Origin of the sequence: uncultured Sulfitobacter sp. (genome assembly GCF_947502895.1) — a bacterium.
Taxonomy (GTDB): domain Bacteria; phylum Pseudomonadota; class Alphaproteobacteria; order Rhodobacterales; family Rhodobacteraceae; genus Sulfitobacter.
In genome coordinates this window covers 365,822-386,064 of record NZ_CANNBM010000001.1, presented here as the reverse complement: position 1 = coordinate 386,064, position 20,243 = coordinate 365,822, and the positions used below count along the sequence as shown (strand labels likewise).

Genomic DNA, 20,243 nt, shown 5'->3' with positions numbered 1-20,243 from the left:
GCACTGCCCGCCCTAAAAATCGGAGAGATTTTGACATGACTGATCTGAACAAACTGGGTCTGGCAGAAGCCCGCGATGCGCTGCGCAAAGGCGAGACGACCTCCAAGGAATTGACCGAGGCTTGCCTGACGGCGATCGAGGGTGCAGGGGCGCTCAACGCTTTTGTCCACCACACGCCCGAACTGGCGATGGAGCGGGCAGGCAAGGCCGATGAGCGCCTGAAAGGCAGCGAAGAGGCACCCGCCATGTGCGGCTTGCCCATCGGGATCAAAGACCTTTTTGCCACCAAGGGTGTGCCGACACAGGCAGCCTCGCGGATTCTCGAAGGGTTCAAGCCCGAATACGAATCTACTGTCAGCCAGAACCTTGCGGATGCGGGTGCTGTGATGCTGGGCAAGCTGAACATGGACGAATTTGCCATGGGGTCGTCAAACGAGACTTCTGTCTACGGCAATGCGGTCAACCCGTGGCGTCGCGCGGGGGATGACGCACCTCTGACGCCCGGCGGCTCGTCGGGTGGGTCCGCGGCTGCGGTGGCGGCTGATCTGTGTCTGGCGGCGACAGGGACGGATACGGGCGGCTCGATCCGCCAACCTGCGGTGCTGACGGGTATTGTGGGGATCAAACCGACCTATGGCCGTTGTTCGCGCTGGGGGGTGGTGGCCTTTGCCTCCAGCCTCGACCAAGCGGGACCGATGACCAAATCCGTGCGCGACGCGGCGATTATGCTGGGCGCGATGAGCAGCTATGACGCCAAGGACAGCACATCGGCCAATCTGGCTGTGCCGGATTTCGAGGCGGCACTGACGGGTGACATGCGCGGCAAGAAAATCGGTATTCCGCGCGAGTACCGCATGGACGGGATGCCTGCCGAGATTGAAAAGCTGTGGGAAGAGGGCACAGCCATGCTCAAGGACGCAGGTGCCGAGATTGTCGATATCTCGCTGCCGCATACCAAATACGCCTTGCCCGCTTATTACGTGATCGCCCCTGCGGAGGCGTCATCGAACCTCGCACGTTATGACGGAGTGCGTTATGGTCACCGCGCCAAACTGGACGCAGGCGATGGCATCACCGAAATGTACGAGAAAACCCGAGCCGAAGGGTTCGGGCCAGAGGTGCAGCGCCGCGTTATGGTCGGAACCTATGTGCTGTCAGCGGGCTTTTATGATGCATATTACAATCGCGCCCGCCGTGTGCGTACGTTGATCAAGAAAGACTTTGACGATGTGTTCGCAGCAGGGATCGATTGTATCCTGACCCCTGCGACCCCATCGGCGGCCTTTGGTCTGGGCGAGATGACAGATGCGGACCCGATCCAGATGTATCTCAACGATGTATTCACCGTGACAGTAAACCTTGCTGGCCTGCCAGGGATCGCGGTGCCGACCGGCACGGATGCGCAGGGACTGCCGCTGGGTCTTCAGCTGATCGGGCGCCCGTGGGAAGAGGGCGATCTGCTATCTTCCGCCTATGCGCTGGAGCGGAGCGCGGGTTTTGTAGCCAAACCGGACAAATGGTGGTAAACGCCCCCAACGCGTAATGAATAATGCAGGCTTTTGAGATGATGAGTGTTCGATTTGTGCTGGGCGCGTGCGCCCTTGCCGCTGTTGCGGCGTGTCAGCCCGCAGCCCCTGAAGACAGCCGGTTTGGCGTAGGGTTCGACCAGACGTTCGATGCGCAGCGCGCCAATCGTGATGCCGTCCTGACGGGCAATGTACCTGCTGCGCCCGCTGTCAACGCACAGCCCTTGCCACCTGCGGGATCCGCCGCGGATACAGCAGCGCAAACTACCGCTATTCTGGCGCAGACCAGCCCCACAGCGGATGCAGAGCGGCTTGCGGCAGCGGCCAATAACTCTGGTGTGCCCCCGCTCGAGGCGAGCCCGTCCAACCCCGCACCTGCTGTGATTAACAGCGCCACGGGGATTAGTCAGGAAAACAACTTTGATGCGGTATCAAACCAGCGCAGCATTGAAAGCGATGCGGCGCGGATCGCGGCCAACCGTGCGCAGTATCAGGTGATCCAGCCGCAGGCACTGCCCGAGCGGACCGAGACAGGCCCCAATATCGTGGCCTATGCCTTGTCCACGACCCATCCTGTTGGCACCAAGCTGTATAAGCGTAGCAAGTTTAACGCCAAAAACCGCTATCGTCGCAGTTGTGGCAACTATCGCTTCATGGATCAGGCGCAGGCCGATTTTCTTGCAGCGGGTGGGCCGCAGCGTGACCGCAAGGGCATGGACCCCGACGGTGACGGCTACGCATGCATGTGGGATCCGGCAGTCTACCGCACTACGGGCGGCTAAGGCGCGCCGCGTGGTGCTGTGGCGTCCCTCGCCAAACTGCGGCCCGCGCAGGGATGGCTTGCTGCCGTCCCTGATTGTCATTCACTACACCGCTATGGAGAGTGCTGAAGCGGCTCTGGACCGCTTGTGCGACCCTGCTGCCGAAGTCTCGGCCCATTATCTGATAGACGCGCAAGGCCGCGTTACCCAGATGGTGGAGGAAGATGCGCGCGCGTGGCACGCGGGCGCGGGAGAATGGTGCGGGCTTGATGATATCAATTCACGCTCAATCGGGATCGAGCTTGATAACCGCGGCAACCACCCGTTTTCTGCCCCACAGATGGATGCGCTTGAACTGCTTTTGCAGGGAATCATGGCGCGGTGGCGAATTGCGCCTCAAGGGGTGATTGGACATTCCGACATGGCCCCCGGCCGCAAGTCTGACCCCGGTCCGTATTTTGATTGGGCGCGCTTGGCGCGTCAGGGGCTGGCAGGCTTGGCGGGGTGTGATGCTGGTCCTCAATCCCCTGATTTTGACAGCTTCAGATCCGTGGCGCGTAACGCGGGGTACACGGCGCCAACGGACGATGCAGCATTGCTTGCAGCAGTACGCCTGCGGTACCGGCCTTCTGCGCAGGGGCCATTGTGTGCGGATGACTACACGCCGCTTGGACACACCGCGATGTGGACTTGACCTTCGTGCTATCGGCAGGATAGGCGCACCCTTGCGCGGAAGGCTGGATGGCCGCTTTGTTGGGCAACCGACGGGGAGGAAAGTCCGGACTCCAAAAAGAAACGGTGCCGGGTAACGCCCGGGCGGGGCAACCCGACGGAAAGCGCCACAGAAAATAAACCGCCTGTCGTTCCATTGCTTGCTTTGGAGTGTCGGCAGGTAAGGGTGAAACGGTGGGGTAAGAGCCCACCGCGCGGCTGGCAACAGCGGCGGCATGGCAAGCCCCACCGGGAGCAACGCCAAATAGGGACCGCGTGCTGTCTGTGCCTTTCGGGGCAAGGCGGCGGAGCTTCTTTTGCTCCAGCAGGTCCGGGTTGGCGGCTGTAGCTGCGTCGGTAACGGCGTGGTCAGAGGAATGGTCATCCATGAGGGGCAACCTTCGGGACAGAATCCGGCTTATAGGCCTTCCGCGCATAGGTTTTATTGGCTGACCGGAATTTTCGAAAATTCCGCTGCGGAAAATTCGAATTTTCCGTCTCCTGTGGCTCCTGAGGAGCGATACGGGGTTGACTCGGGTGCTGGCGAGGGTAGAAGCCGAAGCCTAGAGATTATGCGCACAGATCAATGGGTCTGCCGCGCCGCACAGGAGAATATCAAATGGCTAAGCCAACCACGATCAAGATCCGTCTGAACTCGTCCGCGGGCACAGGCCACTTCTACGTCACCAAAAAGAACGCGCGCACCATGACCGAGAAGATGGTCATCCGGAAATATGACCCCGTTGCGCGCAAGCACGTGGAATACAAAGAAGGCAAGATCAAGTAAGATCGCTGTCCCTCGACGCTTTGAAAGCCGCGCATCATTGCGCGGCTTTTTGCGTTTGGAATGCATGTTCTGACCTGTCCGTGCCTGTGGATAGGGTGGGATTGAGTTTAAGGGAAAAATAAAGAATTCGGAGGGGCTGGCGTGCGGCGTGTGATGATTGCCGGGGATGCAGGATCGGGCAAATTCAGGTTGGTGCGGGGGCTGGGGAGCGCATAGGTCTTTGCGTCTATCATCCGGATCGGGTGTTCTGGACGCGGGATTGGACGCGACGACTGGAGGCCGAGAAGCCGGGGATTGTGGCAGCGGTCAGTGCGCAGGAGCGATGGGTCATTGACGGGACAATCGCTGCCACATTCCCCAACCGCATCAACCGTGCTGATATCTTGATCCGGTTGGGTTTTCCGGTGTCTTTACGCTTCTGGCGGGCGATGAAAAGAACGATCCGCCAGCGTGGGAGGACACATAAGGAAAGGCTTGCGGGTTGTGTCCGGTGATTTGAAAAAATACAGCTTTGTTTTTGAAATCGATATGGGGCGACCATCTGGACGGGCCTGCACAGCTGGCCGCCTACCGTGCACCCGCCAGTGATGATCCTGATGTGCACCATCTGACCAATTGCCGCGCAGTGCGGGCCTTTCAGCGGACGTATCAGGCGGACTAACGCTCCGTTGGGGGGAGATGGCGTCGCTTTGCGACAAAGGCGGTGATATCTGCGGTGGTCCATTTCAGATTACGGCGTTTGGTACCTGCGGGATGGTGGCGCAGGCCTGTGCCGTCGCGGTGCGCGGTTGCGGGGCGCACTGGGCGCGGCACAAAACCGCCGCCACAGTTGGGGCAGACATCGCGCAGGACCGTGTCCACGCAATCTGCGCAGAAGGTACACTCATAGCTGCATATGCGGGCCTGTGTGCTGTTAGCGGGCAGGTCACAGTCACACATTTCACAGTTGGGGCGGAGTTCGAGCATCTGGTTTCCTGTCGTCTGCTGAATAGGCACAAAAAAGCCGCCCCCGAAGGAGCGGCTTGATCAATTCTACCGGTGAAAGCGATTACTCGCGGTTGCCGAAGAGCTGCAGCAGCATCATGAACATGTTGATGAAGTTCAAGTACAGGCTCAGCGCGCCCATGATGGCCGCTTTGCCCAGCCAGTCTGCGTCGCCGTGCTGTGCGTGGGCGATATAGTCTGTCTTGATGCGCTGTGTGTCATAGGCTGTCAGACCCGCAAAGATCAGCACCCCGATCGCAGAAATTGCGAAGGTCAGCGCCGAACTGGCGAGGAAGATGTTAACAACCGATGCCACGATCAGGCCAATTACGCCCATGATCAGGAACGTACCCCAGCCGGAGATGTCTTTTTTCGTTGTGTAGCCGTACAGAGACAGCCCTGCGAAGGCGATGGATGTGATCAGAAAGACCTGAACGATCGACGCGCCTGTGAACACAAGGAAGATGGAGCTGATGGACAGACCCATGACAAAGGCAAACACATAAAAGAGCGTCTGGGCCGTTGCCGCGGACATCTTGTTGATCGCGGCACTCAGACCGAAGACAAAGGCCAAGGGTGCAAACATGATCACCCATTTGAGCGGTGACGCATAAAGCGCATAGCCGATGTCTGTCAGGTACTGGCCTTCGCGCATTTGGGCGACGCCTGCCGATGGATCGGATGTAACCGCAAGACCTGATATGGCCCAAGCGGCGGCGAATGTAATCAGCATGCCTACGGACATTGTGCCGTAGACTTTGCTCATGTGTGCGCGCAGGCCTTCATCAATCGCGGCTGTGCGGCTTCCGGCACTGGTCCGGATTGTATTCACGTCTGCCATGTAAAACTCCCTCAAGCTGGCCCGCGCAAATGTTTACGCGGGGTATGCCCGTAATATCGGGTGGGCTTGCCGCTAATTCAAGGTTTTTCGATCAGGTTTTTAGCTGTGGTCAACACTTCCACGATGCGGGGGCGTCCCAGACGGGTCTGCGTGCTTCTGCTGAGGCGTCTGCGCGGGAAATGCCAATATCGTCAAGCTGTTCGGCGCTTAGAGCGGCGAGGGCGCGTCTGCTGCGCCAAAGCGTCACAGTTTCGCGCAAAGTGCGGCGGTTTCTGGATGTAGAGGCGATGAGGGGGAGGGCGATACGCATTGTCTGTTCCATTTCTGTGATGATTGTGTGAAATTCATTTCGCAAGTTGATGTATCGCAGATTTAGACATATCATGAAAATGAATGTTATTGATGTAATGTATTTTGATTGGTGATGTATGAGGAATCTTGATCTTGCGACCTTGCGCGCTTTGGTAGCTGTCGCGGATGCAGGCGGCGTCACGCGGGCAGCGGGCTTTCTGAACCTGACGCAATCAGCGGTGTCTATGCAGTTGAAGCGGTTGGAGGAGGTGCTTGACGTGCAGTTGCTGGATCGCAGCGGGCGGGGGGTGACATTCACCGCAGGTGGGGATCAGTTGCTGACCTATGCGCGCCGGATGGTAGCCATGAATGATGAGGCGGTGATGCGGCTGACGGCAGATGCGCCAGCAGGCACGCTGCGTCTGGGGGTGCCTCACGATATCGTTTACCCCGCGATTCCCCAAGTATTGAAACAGTTTAACGCGATGTATCCCGCGATCCGTATCATGTTGGAGTCCTCGCATACTCGTGTGTTGAAAGACATGTTCGCAAAGGGCGAATGTGACGTGATCCTGACGACGGAAACAGAGCTGGGGCCCGGCGGGATTACGTTGTCCACCCGCCCGCTGCACTGGATCGGTGCACCTGGTGGCGCAGCATGGCGCCAGCGGCCGCTGAACATCGCATATGGCCGGCTTTGCACTTTTCGTCCGCTGGTGGTCGCCGCGCTGGATGCGGCGGATATCCAGTGGCAGATGCTGGTCGAGACAGACAACGACAGTGCGATTCACGCCACGGTCAGCGCCGATCTGGCCGTTCACACTGCGATTGAGGGGACAGAGCCGCAGCAGTTGGCGCGAATCAAGCATGGGGGTGCTTTGCCCGAATTGCCGGTCCAGTTGATCAATCTTTATCAGGCAGAGGGAAAACTGGCTGAGCCCTTGGCACAGTTGGTATCGCTACTGGCGGCAAAAATCGCCAAAAAATAATGCAGTTTCGGGCATGCGTTCACATTTTTTAACCTAAACAACTGGTTATAAAAGAAAACCTAGTCTCAAGCTGTTCTTTGGCGTAGGGTGGGCGCGCTGACACGCATATCGTGCCGGTTTGTTAAGCACAGATATTTTTATGACCCATTTAGTAGATCTCCATGTTGGCAAAATGATTAGGCAGCGTCGATGGTTGGTCGGGATGACCCAACAACAACTCGCCCAGATCGTTGGTATAAAATTTCAGCAAATCCAGAAATACGAGGCGGGGACGAACCGTGTAAGTGCCTCGCGCCTTTGGGATATCTCGCTTGCGCTGAATGTCTCTGTCGCGTCGTTCTTTGCGGGCTTGAAGCCAGAGGTTCCAACCTTCTTGGATATCCCCGAACAGCTGCCAGAGACTGTTCTGGAGGACAAAGAGGCGATGGATCTGATCCGCTCTTACTATGCTATTCCGGCGCCAGAACGCCGGCGCCTTTTTGATCTGGCGCGGGTGTTGCGCGATGCGGCATGACCTTGCTGTGTATGCGCGGTTTATAACCTCGCTGCTCTGACTTTTCTACTCAGTGGACTTGCGTGTCGCGCGACAGAGTGAGACGACTGAGTGATGAACAGCGATCCCCAAGTAACCGATGCTCTGATCTCAGAGCTGACCCGCGTGGCCCATCTGATGGCAGATGCCGCCCGCGATGCGATTCTGCCGTATTTCCGAAGCACTGATCTGAGTACGGATAATAAGTTGGCGGGGGGATATGACCCTGTCACGGTCGCAGACCGTGCAGGGGAGGCTGCGATGCGCGAGGTGCTGGCGCGCAACCGTCCGCAAGATGCGATTTTTGGCGAGGAAATGGGCAGTCAGGCGGGCACGAGTGGCCTTACGTGGGTTCTGGACCCGATTGATGGCACGCGTGGATTTGTATCGGGCACGCCGACTTGGGGTGTGCTGATAGCCGTGGGCGGGCAGGCGGGGCCGTTTTTGGGCATCATCGACCAGCCCTATATTGGCGAGCGATTTATTGGCACCCCGCATGGTGCAAGCCTGATCCGTGCGGAACGCAGCGTACCGATCACCACCAGACCGCCGCGACCTTTATCAGAAGCGATTATTTTTACGACCTTTCCCGAAGTAGGCAGTGCGCAAGAGGAGGCTGCCTTTCACGCGGTTTCCGAACGTGCGCTGTTAACGCGCTACGGGATGGACTGCTATGCCTATGCTTTGGTTGCGTCAGGTCAGGTTGATCTGGTGATCGAGGCGGGGCTGAACGCTTATGATATCCAAGGCCCATTGGCGCTGGTCGAGGCGGCGGGGGGGGTTGTGACCGACTGGCACGGCGGCCCTGCGCATAATGGTGGGCGAGCGATTGCAGCAGCAAATCCGCAAATTCATGCAGAGGCTTTGGAGATCCTCAAAAACGCAGGCGTGCTGGATGGCTGATATGGTGCAGGCCAAAGACCGGCAAGGTGATGTGGTGCTATTGCGCGGTGCGCATACTATTCTGACAATGGACGATACAAGGCGTGAGCTGGTCGGGGCGGATATCTTGCTGCGCGGTGGCGTCATTGCAGCCATCGGGATGGACCTGTACGCCCCCGAGGGCTGTGTTGTGCATGAGGTGGCGGGTTGTGTGCTTACACCCGGGCTGGTCAACACGCACCACCATTTGTACCAGAGCCTGACCCGCGCTGTGCCCGGCGGGCAGGATGCGTTGCTGTTTGGTTGGCTGCGCACGCTCTATCCGATCTGGCAGCGGTTTACGCCAGACCACATGTTTGTTTCGGCGCAGGTCGGGCTGGCAGAGCTGGCGCTGTCGGGCTGCACGCTCAGCTCGGACCATCTGTATCTGTATCCCAACGGGTCGCGGTTGGAAGATACAATCCATGCAGCACGCGAGATCGGGTTGCGGTTTCATCCCACGCGCGGCGCAATGAGCATAGGAGAGAGCGCGGGTGGCTTGCCGCCTGACGCGCTGGTGGAGCAGGAAGAGGCGATACTGACAGACTGCGTGCGCGTGATTGATGCGTTTCACGACCCTGCAGAAGGGTCCATGTGCCGTGTAGGCATCGCGCCATGTTCGCCTTTTTCGGTCAGTACAGACCTGATGCGCGAAGCAGCGGTGCTGGCGCGGGACAAGGGTGTGATGCTGCATACCCATCTGGCTGAAAACGACGAGGATATCGCCTATTCGCTGGAGACTTTCGGCTGTCGTCCGGGGGAATACGCCGAGATGCTGGGCTGGGTGGGTCCGGATGTGTGGCATGCCCACTGTGTCAAGCTGGACGCCGCCGAAATCGCGCTGTTTGCGGCGACGGGGACGGGCGTGGCGCATTGCCCCTGCTCAAACTGTCGCCTTGGCAGTGGTATCGCACCGCTGAGGGGGATGCGCGATGCGGGAGTCAAGGTTGGGCTGGGGGTTGACGGCTCTGCCAGCAACGACGCAGGCAATCTGGTTTCCGAGGCGCGACAGGCGATGTTGTTGCAGCGCGTGGCGCTGGGCGCTGACGCGATGAGCGCGCGCGAGGCGCTAGAGATCGCTACGCGCGGCGGTGCAGATGTGCTGGGCCGCCCTGATTGCGGACGTCTGGCGGTGGGCAAGCGCGCTGATATTGCGGTCTGGGATGTCACGGGCGTGCAATCGGCGGGATCATGGGACCCTGCTGCGCTGCTTTTGGCTGGTCCAACGACCGTGCGGGATCTTTTTGTGGAAGGGCGCGTTGTGGTGCAGGATGGCCAGGTGACAACAACAGACATGGCGGCGCTGTTGGCGCGGCAGCGCCAGATGGCCCAAACCCTGAAGGAGACACTATGAGACGGATATTTGTATCGATAGCACTATGCCTTGCCGTGGCGGCCTGCAGCGGTGGCAATTCGACCTCTCTGTCCACGTCGCAAGCGGACACACCCGCTGTTCTGGGCAGCTCTGGAGGCGGTACGTTGAATGCGATCCGTGCGGCGGCTGGGCAAGCTGCGGTGCGCCGCAACGCTGTGTTGGATGCTGCTGCGTTGGGGCATGCGCAAGATATGGCCAGCAATGGTTTTTTTGATCATAAGGGCAGCAACGGGTCTACAGTTGGCAAACGCGTAAAGCGCGCGGGCTACCGCTGGTGCACTGTTGCCGAGAACATCTCCAAGGGCTACAGCAGCCGCGATGCCGCGTTTGAAAGCTGGCGCAAGTCGGCACCACATTACCGCAATATGACCAAGCGCAAGGTCACTGATTTCGGGTTGGCCAAAGCGGGGGACTATTGGGTACTGGTGCTGGCCGCAAAACGCTGCTGAGCGAAGTTTGACTTGATCGAACGGCCTCGCCCTGCGGGCGGGTGCCGTGATCCTTTCTCGGGGCGCGGGTGTCTGGCGTGAGCCACACCGTATACGGCTATTGCGTAACGCAGGCGCCTGCGATCCATGTGGCGCGGATCGCCCTGTCATCACCCATCATCAGCGTTGCAAACACGTCTTCCCAGACATCTGCAGAACGGTTAGTGCGCTGACTGATCGCCGCTGTGGAGTGCAGGTCTATCACAGCAATATCTGCGTAATTTCCTGTAGTTATGCTCCCTATCTCATGTGATAGGTGAAGTGCATTTGCTGATCCTGCGGTGGCCAGCCACATCAGCTGTGCTGCATGCAGAGCATGGCCGTGATGCTGTGCTGCCTCATAGGCCGCCGCCATCGTACGCAGCATTGAAAAAGATGACCCGCCGCCAGTATCTGTGGCCAGTCCTAATGGCACGCGATGCGCTGCCAGCATCGGCAAATCGAGAGCGCCCGAGCCGATGAAAGCATTGGACGTGGGGCAGTGGATGACGCGGCCCTGAACTTCGGCCAGCCTGTCAATTTCGCGCGGGCGCAGGTGGATGGCGTGCCCATACAGCCCGCGCGCGCCGAGCAGGCCGTGGGCTTCATAGGTATCCAGATAGTCGCGGGCATCGGGAAACAGGGTACCGACCCACGCAACCTCGTCGGGTTGCTCGCTCAGGTGGGTTTGCATGAGGCAGGTCGGGTTCTCGGCCCAGAGCGCGCCAAGGGCGGCCAGTTGGTCTGGCGTGGAGGTGGGTGAGAAACGCGGTGTGATCGCGTATCGGGCGCGCCCTATGCCATGCCATTGCGCGATCAGCGCCTTGCTGTCGTCATAGGCAGACTGCGCGGTATCGCGCAGATCGTCGGGGGCGTTGCGGTCCATACAGGTTTTACCTGTTACCACGCATTGACTACGCGCCGCGGCGGCAGTGAACAGGGCCGTTACGCTGTGTGGATGGATGGTGGCAAAGGAAGCTACTGTTGTGGTGCCGTTGGCCGCTGTCAGGTCGAGGTAGCGCGTAGCGATCTCCTGCGCATAGTCAGCATCTGTAAACCGCGCTTCCTCGGGGAAGGTGTAGGTATTGAGCCAGTCGATCAGCCGTTTGCCCCAACTGGCGATCATCGCGGTCTGGGGATAGTGCGCATGTGCATCCACAAATCCGGGGCAAATCAGGTCACTGCCGTATGAAATTTTTGTCGCCTCTGGATAGGCTGCGGCAAGTGTAGCGGCATTGCCTACGGCGATGATACGCGCCCCTTCCAATACGACGCCACCCGCACTGTCGATCTGCACACAGTCCTGCCAGGGCTGCGCAAATGGATCGCCATGAAAGGTCAGGATTTGGCCGGTCAGAAGGGTTTGGCTGGTCATTTGCGAGTTTGTACCTTTTTCACGTCGCGGCGCAATGGCTTGCGGTATTGATGTAGCATTGTGGTAATTGGAGTGGCTGCCTATGTTGCGGAAAGATCATTGGGGAGCAACGCATGTCAGATCACAATTCACAGGCCGATACGCTCCCTGAGGACGACATGCCAGAGGCTTATGTGCTGGGCAAACGCGATGTTTCGGCAATTTTATATGCTGTCGAAATTGATGACCGCGAAAAGCTGATCGAGTTGATGGACCCGTTACACGCGGCCGACATCGCCGACCTGCTGGAGCAGATCAGCGGATTTGAGCGTGCACGTCTGATCCGTCTTTACGACCGCGAGTTTGACGGTGAAATCCTGTCGGAACTCGACGACTCGATCCGTGACGAAGTGATTGCGATCCTGACACCGCAGGTGCTGCAAGATGCGATGCGTACGCTAGACAGCGATGATGTGGTCGACATCATCGAAGATCTTGAGGATGCGCAGCAGGAGACCATTCTGGGCGCACTGGATGACGGTGACCGTGCCGCGGTCGAACAGGCGCTGACTTACCCTGAATATTCTGCAGGTCGCTTGATGCAGCGCGAGGTCGTAATGGCGCCCGAGCACTGGACCGTCGGGGCCGCTATCGACCATTTGCGCGCCACCCCCGAGGACGATTTGCCTGACCAGTTCTACCACATCATTGTGGTTGATCCGCGCCTGCATCCTGTGGGGAATGTGACATTGGGCAAACTGATGCGCTCGAAGCGCGAAGTGCCTCTTGCCTCGCTCTATGAAGAAACGTTCCAGATTATTCCCGCCACGCGCGATGAGGGCGATGTGGCCTATGCGTTCAACCAGTACCACCTGATTTCGGCACCTGTTGTAGATGAAGATGGCCGCCTGATTGGTGTGATTACCATTGATGATGCTATGGCAGTGCTGGACGAAGAGCATGAGGAAGACATTCTGCGTCTTGCGGGGGTCGGGGAAGGTTCGCTCTCTGACCGTGTGATCAACACGACCAAACAGCGCCTGCCATGGCTAGCCGTGAACCTTGTCACGGCCATTGCTGCAAGCCTTGTTATTGCGCAATTCGAAGTGGCGCTGGCGCAGATCGTGGCTTTGGCCGTGCTGATGCCTATTGTGGCGTCGATGGGCGGCAATGCGGGCACCCAAAGCCTGACGGTTGCGGTGCGCGCATTGGCGACGAAAGACCTCACCGGCTCGAACGTGTGGCGGGTAATCCGGCGTGAGTGTCTGGTGGGGCTGATCAACGGTACGATCTTTGCCGTGGTGATGGGCATTGTGGGCGTGATCTGGTTCGGCTCGCCCGCGCTGGGTGGTGTCATCGCTGTGGCGATGGTGATCAATATGGTGGTGGCAGGGCTGGCGGGGACGGGCATCCCGATTGTACTGGAGCGCATCGGCGTTGACCCTGCGCTGGCCTCTGGTGCGTTCGTGACGACGGTGACGGATGTGGTCGGGTTTTTCGCCTTCCTCGGTTTGGCCGCGGCGGTGCTGCTGTGAGCCTGACGGAACTCAAGGCGCAGGCCCGCAAAGAAGCATTTGCCCGCCGCAAGCCGCTTTTTGACGCGGCCAATGCCGCACAAGCGGGATATCTGAGCGAAGTTCTTGCTGGATATCGGGGCGTGCCGGTGTCTGGCTTTATGCCGATCCGCACCGAGATTGATCCGCGTCCCGCGATGGCAGAAGCCACCGCGCATGGCATGGTCGGTGTGCCAGTGATCGAGGCCGAGGCGCAGCCGCTGAAATTTGCGCGCTGGACGCCTGATGCGGCGATGGTGGCAGGGTCGTTCGGGGCGGCCATTCCAGAAACCCTTGAGTTTTTCGAGCCTGAAATCCTGATCGTGCCATTGCTGAGTTTTGACCGCAAAGGCGGGCGCTTGGGATATGGCGGTGGCTTTTATGACCGCACGCTAGAGATGCTGCGGGCACGCCGTGCAACGATTGCTGTCGGCTTTGCCTTTTCGGGGCAAGAAGTGGACGCGGCACCTTTGGAGGCGACGGATCAACCGCTTGATCTAATTGTGACAGAGGCGGGTGTGATCGAGGTCGGGTGACGTATCTTGAAATTTCACTTTGCTGGAAGCTGCGATGGTTTGCTTTGCGGACAAAACTGACCTTGCCGTTGACGGGGCGAAAGGCTGCTTTTGCAGTCGTGCATCGGCGGTAAGATACGCCTTCGGCAATAGCTGAGCGGTCGCAGTTGATTTATTTCAGGCCACAGTTGCAAATCATAGCGCTTTCACTCCGAAATGTATATCGACCAAGAGCTTGCCTTACTTTTGCAGAATGCCGTCGTCCTCGGTCTTACAAACTCTCTACATATTCAGAAAATATCCAGCGTCTGATCATCGCTTTGAAATGCTTAATAAACAGGCAATCAGGTAAAATCTTCATTCAAAAAAGACCCGTTGCCTATTCTCTTTTTGAGGGGAGGGTTATCGAGAGGGTATGCGACAAAACCTGCGTATACTTGTCGTCGAGGCTGATGATGCCAAGGCGAAAAACATAATTGACGCTTTGCTGGAAGCAGGGTGGACCGATTTGCATGCCATTGCGCAGGTATCGGGCCTTGAGCAGTCGATCGTTACACATGCACCCGACATCGTCCTTATCGACGTGGCCAACCCCGACCGCGATACGCTGGAGCATATCGGCGTTGTATCGGATACCAAATCGCGGGCTGTTGCGATGTTTGTGGATCAGACCGACCCGCTTTTGACCCAAGCGGCTCTGGCTGCTGGTGTTAGCGCATATGTTGTTGACGGGTTACAAATGAACCGCATCAAATCCGTGATCGAGACGGCCATCGCACGGTTTCAGATGATGCGTCAGATGCAGTCGGAACTGGATGCGGCGAAAAAAGCTTTGGAGGACCGCAAAACCATTGACCGCGCCAAGGGGATCGTGATGCGGCGGCGGTCTATTTCCGAGGATGAGGCCTATAAACTGATGCGCAAGGCGGCGATGGATCAGGGGCGTAAAGTGATTGATGTGGCGCAAGCGCTCGTGACTGCGGCGGATTTGATGTCATGAACCGCACAGTGCTGAACTGCGGTTATGTTCCTTTGGTCGATTGCGCACCATTGATCATCGCCCGCGAATTGGGATTTGCCGCCGAGGAAGGGCTGGATCTCAATCTGATCCGCCAGCCGTCATGGTCAGCATTGCGCGACATGTTGGCGTTAGGGCATCTTGATGCCGCGCAGATGCTGTCACCGATGCCTATTGCGATGTCCCTGGGGCTGGGCGGGTTGGCCGCACGCATTGATACACTCATGGGGTTGTCGGCCAATGGCACAGTATTTGGCCTCTCGACAAGAATGGCGCAGGAACTGGGCGAAGTGCCCTTTGGCGATCCCCATGTTTTGCTGTCTGCTTTGACGCGGCAAATGCGTAGACCGCTGCGCGTTGGCGTACCTTTTCCTTTCTCCATGCACCGCTTGCTCTTGTCGTATTGGACGGCCTGCGCTCCTGATCTGACTGTGGAAGTTGTGACCGTGCCGCCGCCGCGCATGGCGACAGCTGTGGCAGAAGGCCATGTGGACGCCTTCTGGGTCGGGGAGCCATGGGGAAGCGCAATTGTGGGCCGCGGTGTGGGAAGTATCGTGATGGCCGGCCGGCATGTCTGGGGTTTTGCCCCTGAGAAGGTGTTGGCTGCGCGCCATGACTGGATTGCAGACAACCCCGATACGACATGCCAGTTGATGCGCGCTGTTTATCAAGCTGCCCGCTGGTTGGATGTTGAAAACAACAAACCTTTGGCTGTCGAAATTCTGGGCCGGAGTGAGCATCTCAACCTGTCGCACGAAGTGATCGAGCCTGCGGTCACTGGCAATCTCACGCTCACACAGGGCGGCCCCCCTATATCCGTCGACCGCTTCTTGATGTTCCATGACCACGCGGCGTCGTTTCCGTGGCGCAGTCAGGCCGCATGGATCGCAGCACAGCTTGGTGCGGATGCCGCTGGTATTGCGAAGGCAAAGGATGTTTGCCGGACGGATCTCTACCGTAAGAACCTTGGCCCTATCGGTTCAGACCTGCCGGGTGCTTCGGAAAAAATTGAAGGTGCGATGGCTGAGGCAACCGCAGTTGCGTCCTCTCGGGGGCAGATGATTCTTGCGCCAGATGCTTTTTTTGACGGCAGGACGTTTGATTTCGGCACAGCATCAGATGAATAATTAGGCAGTTTAGTGCAGCCGTCAAAGAATCCATGCCGCAGCGCAGAAATCTCTTGAACCCACACCTGATCTGTTAAAATCCTATTCCAACAGGTCCGGCGCTGCTGTCTGACCCTCTTCTGCCAATGACGGTGGAACACTCCACAGAGCAAAGCCGCTCGTAAGAACCACGGACAATGCCGTGATGCTTACGTGCGGCTTTTTTCGTTTTTGCGGGCTTTGCCCGACCAGACAAAGGACATGATTGATGTTGAAAAAGTTCCCCATACTCCTCGCGGCAACGGGCCTGATGGCGACAGCTTCCTATGCTGAAATGCTTGATCTTGAGAAAGACGAGCTGACCTTCGGCTTTATCAAGCTCACCGACATGGCACCTTTGGCTGTCGCTTATGAGAACGGGTATTTCGAGGACGAAGGCTTGTTTGTTACGTTGGAAGCGCAGGCGAACTGGAAGGTGCTTCTGGACGGTGTGATCGACGGGCAACTTGACGGGGCGCATATGCTCGCGGGTCAGCCGCTGGCCGCAACCATTGGCTACGGCACCAAGGCGCATATCATCACACCGTTCTCAATGGACCTCAATGGCAACGCGATCACTGTGTCTAATGACATCTGGGCGCAAATGAAACCGAATGTCCCTACAATGGACGATGGCCGCCCGCAGCACCCGATCAGTGCCGAGGCGCTCAAACCTGTGGTGGAAGAGTTCAAGGACCGTGGCGAGCCGTTCAACATGGGCATGGTCTTCCCTGTCTCGACCCACAACTACGAAATCCGCTACTGGCTGGCTGCGGGCGGGCTTCAGCCGGGCTATTATTCACCTCAGGATATCTCTGGCCAGATCGGTGCCGACGTTTTCCTCTCCGTCACCCCTCCGCCACAAATGCCCGCCACCATGGAGGCAGGTACGATCTTTGGCTACTCTGTGGGCGAGCCATGGAACCAGCAAGCTGTGTTCAAGGGCATCGGCGTGCCCGTGATCACCGACTATGACATGTGGAAAAACAACCCCGAGAAAGTCTTTGGCATCACTGCCGAGTTCGCGGAAGAGAACCCCAACACTACGGTTGCGCTGACCAAGGCGCTCATCCGTGCGGCGATCTGGCTGGACGAGAATGACAACACAAACCGCAAAGAAGCAGTCGAGTTGCTGTCACGCTCCGAATATGTAGGCGCCGACGCCGAGGTGATCGCCAACTCCATGACCGGCTTTTTCGAGTTCGAGAAAGGCGATGTGCGCCCTGCGCCTGATTTCAACGTATTCTTTCGCTACAACGCGACCTATCCCTTCTACTCCGACGCGATCTGGTACCTGACCCAGATGCGCCGTTGGGGCCAGATCGCAGAGCCGAAATCCGATGAATGGTTCATGGACACCGCCAAAGAGGTCTACCGCCCCGACATCTATCTCCAGGCCGCGCGCCTGCTGGTGGATGAGAGCATGGCGAACGAGGCGGATTTCCCTTGGGACAGCGACGGGTTCAAAGCGCCGACCCCCGCTGAGGATATCATCGACGGCATCGCCTATGACGGGCGCACACCCAACGCCTACCTCGAAAGCCTGCCAATTGGCCTGAAGGGCCAGCAAATGATCGTGAACAACCAGATCCAGAACTGAGCAATCCTGCCCCTCGCGCAGGTCGCGGGGGGCAGATGCCCGTCCCGATTTCAGGAGCCCAAGATATGTCCGTCACTGATCCAGAAACACTCAGCAACGAGGCGAAGCGCGCCCGCCTTTTCACCCGCATCAACAAGGCCGATACCTGGTTTCAGGTGTTGGGCCTTGGCTGGATGACACCAATGCTAAAGGCGGCGGCAGGGGATAACCCCCGTGCGCAACTGTCGGAAATCTGGCGCCTTTTGGGGGTTCCGTTGCTGGCGATCATGCTCTTTTTGGTAGCATGGGGTACATTGGCGCCCAAAGTGCAAACCTCGCTGGGAGCGGTGCCCGGTCCGGCCCAAGTCTGGACCGAAGCAAAAGGTCTGCATGCCGATGCTGTACGCGAAGGAGAGAAGGAAGCCGCCTTCTATGAGCGCCAAGATGTTCGCAACGCCAAACTGGTGGCCGATGGCCGTGCCGACGACGTGCGTGAACGCGTCTATACGGGCCGCCCGACATATTATGACCAGATCGTCACGTCGATCTACACGGTTTTCTTCGGCTTTCTGATCGCCTCGGTCATAGCGATCCCGCTGGGGATTGCGGCGGGTCTGTCCAAGACAGCCAATGCCGCCCTCAATCCGCTGATCCAGATTTTCAAACCCGTCTCGCCACTGGCATGGCTGCCGATTGTGACCATGATCGTCTCGGCGGTCTATGCCAGCAATGACGGCATGTTCTCCAAATCTTTCCTAATATCGGCCATTACTGTGACGCTTTGCTCGCTTTGGCCCACACTGATCAACACGGCCTTGGGCGTGAGTAGCATCGACAAAGACCTCGTGAGTGTCTCCCGCGTGCTCAAGATGAACACCTATACCAAAATCACAAAACTGGTGCTGCCCTCCGCGCTGCCGCTGATCTTTACCGGTCTGCGCCTGTCGCTCGGGGTGGGCTGGATGGTGCTGATCGCGGCCGAAATGCTGGCGCAAAACCCTGGTCTGGGAAAATTCGTTTGGGATGAGTTCCAGAATGGGTCAAGTCAGTCACTCGCCAAAATCATGGTCGCTGTCTTCACCATTGGCATCATCGGCTTCTTGCTGGACCGCGTGATGTACGCACTGCAGTCGGCCTTCACCTTTTCGGCAAACCGGTGACTTGCGCGTCAGCAGCGAAGCGGTAGCGCATAAAGGAAAGAATATGAGCATTCTGAGCATCAAAAACGTGAGCAAGGGCTTCGGTGTGGGCATCCACCGCGCTGAAGTCCTCAAGGGTATCAATCTGGAAGTGAAGGAGGGGGAATTCCTTGCCATTCTCGGGTTTTCGGGTACCGGCAAGTCGACGCTTATGAACATGATCGCTGGGCTTGAGATGCCCGACAGCGGCACATTGACCTACCGCGGTGCGCCTATCACTGAACCCGGTCCAGAACGGGGGCTTATCTTCCAAAGCTATTCGTTGATGCCGTGGCTGACAGTGGGCGGCAATGTAGGGCTTGCCGTGGATGCGGTTTTTCCCAAACTGGGAAAGGCAGAGCGGCAGGTTAAGATCGATCATTACGTCTCCATGGTCGGCCTGAGCCATGCTACATCTCGGCGTCCCGCCGAGCTGTCCGGTGGCATGCGCCAGCGGGTCGCTGTGGCCCGCGCACTGGCGATGAACCCTGAGATGCTGTTGCTGGATGAGCCGCTCTCCGCGCTGGATGCATTGACCCGCGCCAATCTGGCGGACGAGATTCTCGACATCTGGGAACAGGACAAGAAGACCTGCATCCTGATTACCAATGATGTGGATGAGGCCATATTGCTTGCCGACCGCATCGTGCCGCTAAACCCGGACGGGACCCTCGCCGATCCTATCGACGTCAACATCGCGCGGCCGCGTGACCGGATGGCGATGAACAACGACGATACCTTCAAAGCCCTACGCGCCAGCGTCACGAAATACCTGATGGATGTGGGGATCGAGGCAAAGGTTGACGAGACGAAGACCCTGCCAAATGTTACCCCCATCCATGCCGTGCCAAAAGTCGTGGCCGACGCACAGAAAAGCCCGATTGAAGAACGCTACCTCACATTTTCGCAGTTGCACAAAGTCTACCCCACGCCCAAAGGGCCGCTCACCGTAGTTGAGGATTTCGACCTCAAGATTAACAAGGGCGAGTTCATCTCGCTCATCGGGCATTCCGGCTGTGGCAAATCCACGGTGCTGACCATGGCCGCAGGCCTCAACCCGATCTCGAAAGGTGCGATCAAGCTGGACGGTTGGAACGTGGAAGGTGCGGACCCCGAACGTGCTGTTGTCTTCCAGTCGCCCAATCTTTTCCCTTGGCTCACCGCAAAAGAGAACGTCGCGATAGGGGTGGACAAAGTCTATCCCCGCGCGTCACAGGCCGAGCGGCAGGATGTGATTGAGTACTACCTCGAGCGTGTAGGCCTTGCCGACAGTATGGACAAGAACGCAGCCTCGCTGTCGAACGGCATGAAACAGCGCGTTGGCATCGCCCGCGCCTTTGCCCTCTCGCCCAAGCTGTTGCTGCTCGATGAGCCGTTCGGCATGCTCGACAGTCTCACCCGCTGGGAGTTGCAGGAGGTGCTGATGGAGGTCTGGTCACGCACAAAAGTGACTGCAGTTTGTGTGACCCATGACGTAGACGAGGCGATCCTGCTGGCCGACCGCGTGGTGATGATGACCAACGGACCGCAGGCGACAATTGGCAAGATCACAGACGTGAACCTGCCCCGTCCGCGCACGCGCAAGGCGCTGCTCGAGCATCCCGATTATTACACCTACCGGCAGGAGGTCCTCGATTTCCTTGAGGAATACGAGCATGGCAACACCTCCAAAAAGGGTAAAGCCACGCCCCCCAAACCACTTGCAGCGGAGTGAGA

Annotated in this window: 21 protein-coding genes and 1 other RNA gene; 18 read left to right on the top strand and 4 right to left on the bottom strand. The window is 58.3% G+C overall.

The window, feature by feature from the left end:
• Window positions 1–35 precede the first annotated feature (35 nt).
• The 6 genes from gatA to Q0903_RS01790 all read left to right on the top strand — a co-directional run bounded on the left by gatA (window position 36) and on the right by Q0903_RS01790 (window position 4,446).
• The gene (gene gatA / locus Q0903_RS01815; RefSeq protein ID WP_299412327.1) at window positions 36–1,526 is read left to right on the top strand and encodes an Asp-tRNA(Asn)/Glu-tRNA(Gln) amidotransferase subunit GatA; all 1,491 of its coding nucleotides are present in this window, start codon (window positions 36–38) and stop codon (window positions 1,524–1,526) included.
• A 38-nt stretch (window positions 1,527–1,564) separates the two neighbouring features.
• Window positions 1,565–2,308 carry a hypothetical protein gene (locus Q0903_RS01810; RefSeq protein WP_366141467.1) on the top strand — a complete coding sequence of 248 codons (744 nt, stop codon included), beginning with the start codon at window positions 1,565–1,567 and terminating at the stop codon, window positions 2,306–2,308.
• Between the two features lie 10 nt (window positions 2,309–2,318).
• Window positions 2,319–2,981, top strand: coding sequence for an N-acetylmuramoyl-L-alanine amidase (locus Q0903_RS01805; RefSeq protein WP_299412324.1), 663 nt, complete (start codon window positions 2,319–2,321; stop codon window positions 2,979–2,981).
• 35 nt (window positions 2,982–3,016) lie between these two features.
• Window positions 3,017–3,435, top strand: an RNA gene (gene rnpB, locus Q0903_RS01800) — RNase P RNA component class A.
• A 182-nt stretch (window positions 3,436–3,617) separates the two neighbouring features.
• Window positions 3,618–3,785 (top strand): 50S ribosomal protein L33, encoded by a 168-nt coding sequence (rpmG, locus tag Q0903_RS01795; RefSeq protein ID WP_013961079.1) that lies wholly within the window; start codon window positions 3,618–3,620, stop codon window positions 3,783–3,785.
• Between the two features lie 517 nt (window positions 3,786–4,302).
• Window positions 4,303–4,446 carry a hypothetical protein gene (locus Q0903_RS01790; RefSeq protein ID WP_299024508.1) on the top strand — a complete coding sequence of 48 codons (144 nt, stop codon included), beginning with the start codon at window positions 4,303–4,305 and terminating at the stop codon, window positions 4,444–4,446.
• On the opposite strand, the gene Q0903_RS01785 is transcribed toward Q0903_RS01790, so the two are convergent.
• The 3 genes from Q0903_RS01785 to Q0903_RS01775 form a co-directional block, all read right to left on the bottom strand.
• Window positions 4,443–4,751, bottom strand: a complete 309-nt coding sequence (locus Q0903_RS01785; protein WP_299412320.1) for a DUF1272 domain-containing protein — start codon at window positions 4,749–4,751, stop codon at window positions 4,443–4,445. The genes Q0903_RS01790 and Q0903_RS01785 overlap by 4 nt on opposite strands.
• Window positions 4,752–4,833: 82 nt before the next feature.
• The gene (locus tag Q0903_RS01780) at window positions 4,834–5,610 is read right to left on the bottom strand and encodes a Bax inhibitor-1/YccA family protein (protein WP_299024504.1); all 777 of its coding nucleotides are present in this window, start codon (window positions 5,608–5,610) and stop codon (window positions 4,834–4,836) included.
• A 109-nt stretch (window positions 5,611–5,719) separates the two neighbouring features.
• Window positions 5,720–5,920: a DUF1127 domain-containing protein gene (locus tag Q0903_RS01775; protein ID WP_299412317.1), complete on the bottom strand. Its 201-nt coding sequence runs from the start codon at window positions 5,918–5,920 to the stop codon at window positions 5,720–5,722.
• Window positions 5,921–6,038: 118 nt separating this feature from the next.
• Between Q0903_RS01775 and Q0903_RS01770 the strand changes: the two genes are divergently transcribed.
• From Q0903_RS01770 to Q0903_RS01750, 5 genes are all read left to right on the top strand, one after another.
• On the top strand, window positions 6,039–6,890 hold the full coding sequence (locus Q0903_RS01770; protein ID WP_299024500.1) for a LysR family transcriptional regulator: 852 nt from the start codon (window positions 6,039–6,041) through the stop codon (window positions 6,888–6,890).
• A 139-nt stretch (window positions 6,891–7,029) separates the two neighbouring features.
• Window positions 7,030–7,404, top strand: a complete 375-nt coding sequence (locus tag Q0903_RS01765; protein WP_299024498.1) for a helix-turn-helix transcriptional regulator — start codon at window positions 7,030–7,032, stop codon at window positions 7,402–7,404.
• A gap of 93 nt (window positions 7,405–7,497) precedes the next feature.
• Complete coding sequence (locus tag Q0903_RS01760; protein ID WP_299412313.1) at window positions 7,498–8,325, top strand: inositol monophosphatase family protein; 828 nt, start codon at window positions 7,498–7,500, stop codon at window positions 8,323–8,325.
• The gene (locus Q0903_RS01755; RefSeq protein ID WP_299412310.1) at window positions 8,318–9,697 is read left to right on the top strand and encodes an 8-oxoguanine deaminase; all 1,380 of its coding nucleotides are present in this window, start codon (window positions 8,318–8,320) and stop codon (window positions 9,695–9,697) included. The genes Q0903_RS01760 and Q0903_RS01755 overlap by 8 nt, the downstream gene beginning before the upstream one ends.
• On the top strand, window positions 9,694–10,167 hold the full coding sequence (locus tag Q0903_RS01750) for a CAP domain-containing protein (RefSeq protein ID WP_299412307.1): 474 nt from the start codon (window positions 9,694–9,696) through the stop codon (window positions 10,165–10,167). The genes Q0903_RS01755 and Q0903_RS01750 overlap by 4 nt, the downstream gene beginning before the upstream one ends.
• A 97-nt stretch (window positions 10,168–10,264) precedes the next feature.
• Here Q0903_RS01750 and guaD read toward each other — a convergent pair whose 3' ends face one another.
• Complete coding sequence (gene guaD / locus Q0903_RS01745) at window positions 10,265–11,560, bottom strand: guanine deaminase (protein ID WP_299412305.1); 1,296 nt, start codon at window positions 11,558–11,560, stop codon at window positions 10,265–10,267.
• Between the two features lie 113 nt (window positions 11,561–11,673).
• On the opposite strand from guaD, the gene mgtE reads away from it, so the two are divergent.
• From mgtE to Q0903_RS01710, 7 genes are all read left to right on the top strand, one after another.
• Window positions 11,674–13,074 carry a magnesium transporter gene (gene mgtE, locus Q0903_RS01740; RefSeq protein ID WP_299024487.1) on the top strand — a complete coding sequence of 467 codons (1,401 nt, stop codon included), beginning with the start codon at window positions 11,674–11,676 and terminating at the stop codon, window positions 13,072–13,074.
• The gene (locus Q0903_RS01735) at window positions 13,071–13,628 is read left to right on the top strand and encodes a 5-formyltetrahydrofolate cyclo-ligase (RefSeq protein WP_299412302.1); all 558 of its coding nucleotides are present in this window, start codon (window positions 13,071–13,073) and stop codon (window positions 13,626–13,628) included. Before mgtE ends, Q0903_RS01735 begins: the two co-directional genes overlap by 4 nt.
• 394 nt (window positions 13,629–14,022) lie before the next feature.
• A complete protein-coding gene (locus tag Q0903_RS01730) occupies window positions 14,023–14,607 on the top strand; it encodes an ANTAR domain-containing protein (RefSeq protein WP_299412300.1) in 585 nt (194 codons plus the stop codon).
• A complete protein-coding gene (locus Q0903_RS01725; protein WP_299412297.1) occupies window positions 14,604–15,752 on the top strand; it encodes a CmpA/NrtA family ABC transporter substrate-binding protein in 1,149 nt (382 codons plus the stop codon). The genes Q0903_RS01730 and Q0903_RS01725 overlap by 4 nt, the downstream gene beginning before the upstream one ends.
• Before the next feature lie 247 nt (window positions 15,753–15,999).
• Window positions 16,000–17,370: a CmpA/NrtA family ABC transporter substrate-binding protein gene (locus tag Q0903_RS01720; RefSeq protein ID WP_299412295.1), complete on the top strand. Its 1,371-nt coding sequence runs from the start codon at window positions 16,000–16,002 to the stop codon at window positions 17,368–17,370.
• A 65-nt stretch (window positions 17,371–17,435) separates the two neighbouring features.
• Window positions 17,436–18,509 carry an ABC transporter permease gene (locus Q0903_RS01715; protein ID WP_299412292.1) on the top strand — a complete coding sequence of 358 codons (1,074 nt, stop codon included), beginning with the start codon at window positions 17,436–17,438 and terminating at the stop codon, window positions 18,507–18,509.
• Window positions 18,510–18,552: 43 nt separating this feature from the next.
• Window positions 18,553–20,241, top strand: a complete 1,689-nt coding sequence (locus Q0903_RS01710) for a nitrate ABC transporter ATP-binding protein (protein ID WP_299412290.1) — start codon at window positions 18,553–18,555, stop codon at window positions 20,239–20,241.
• Window positions 20,242–20,243 lie beyond the last annotated feature (2 nt).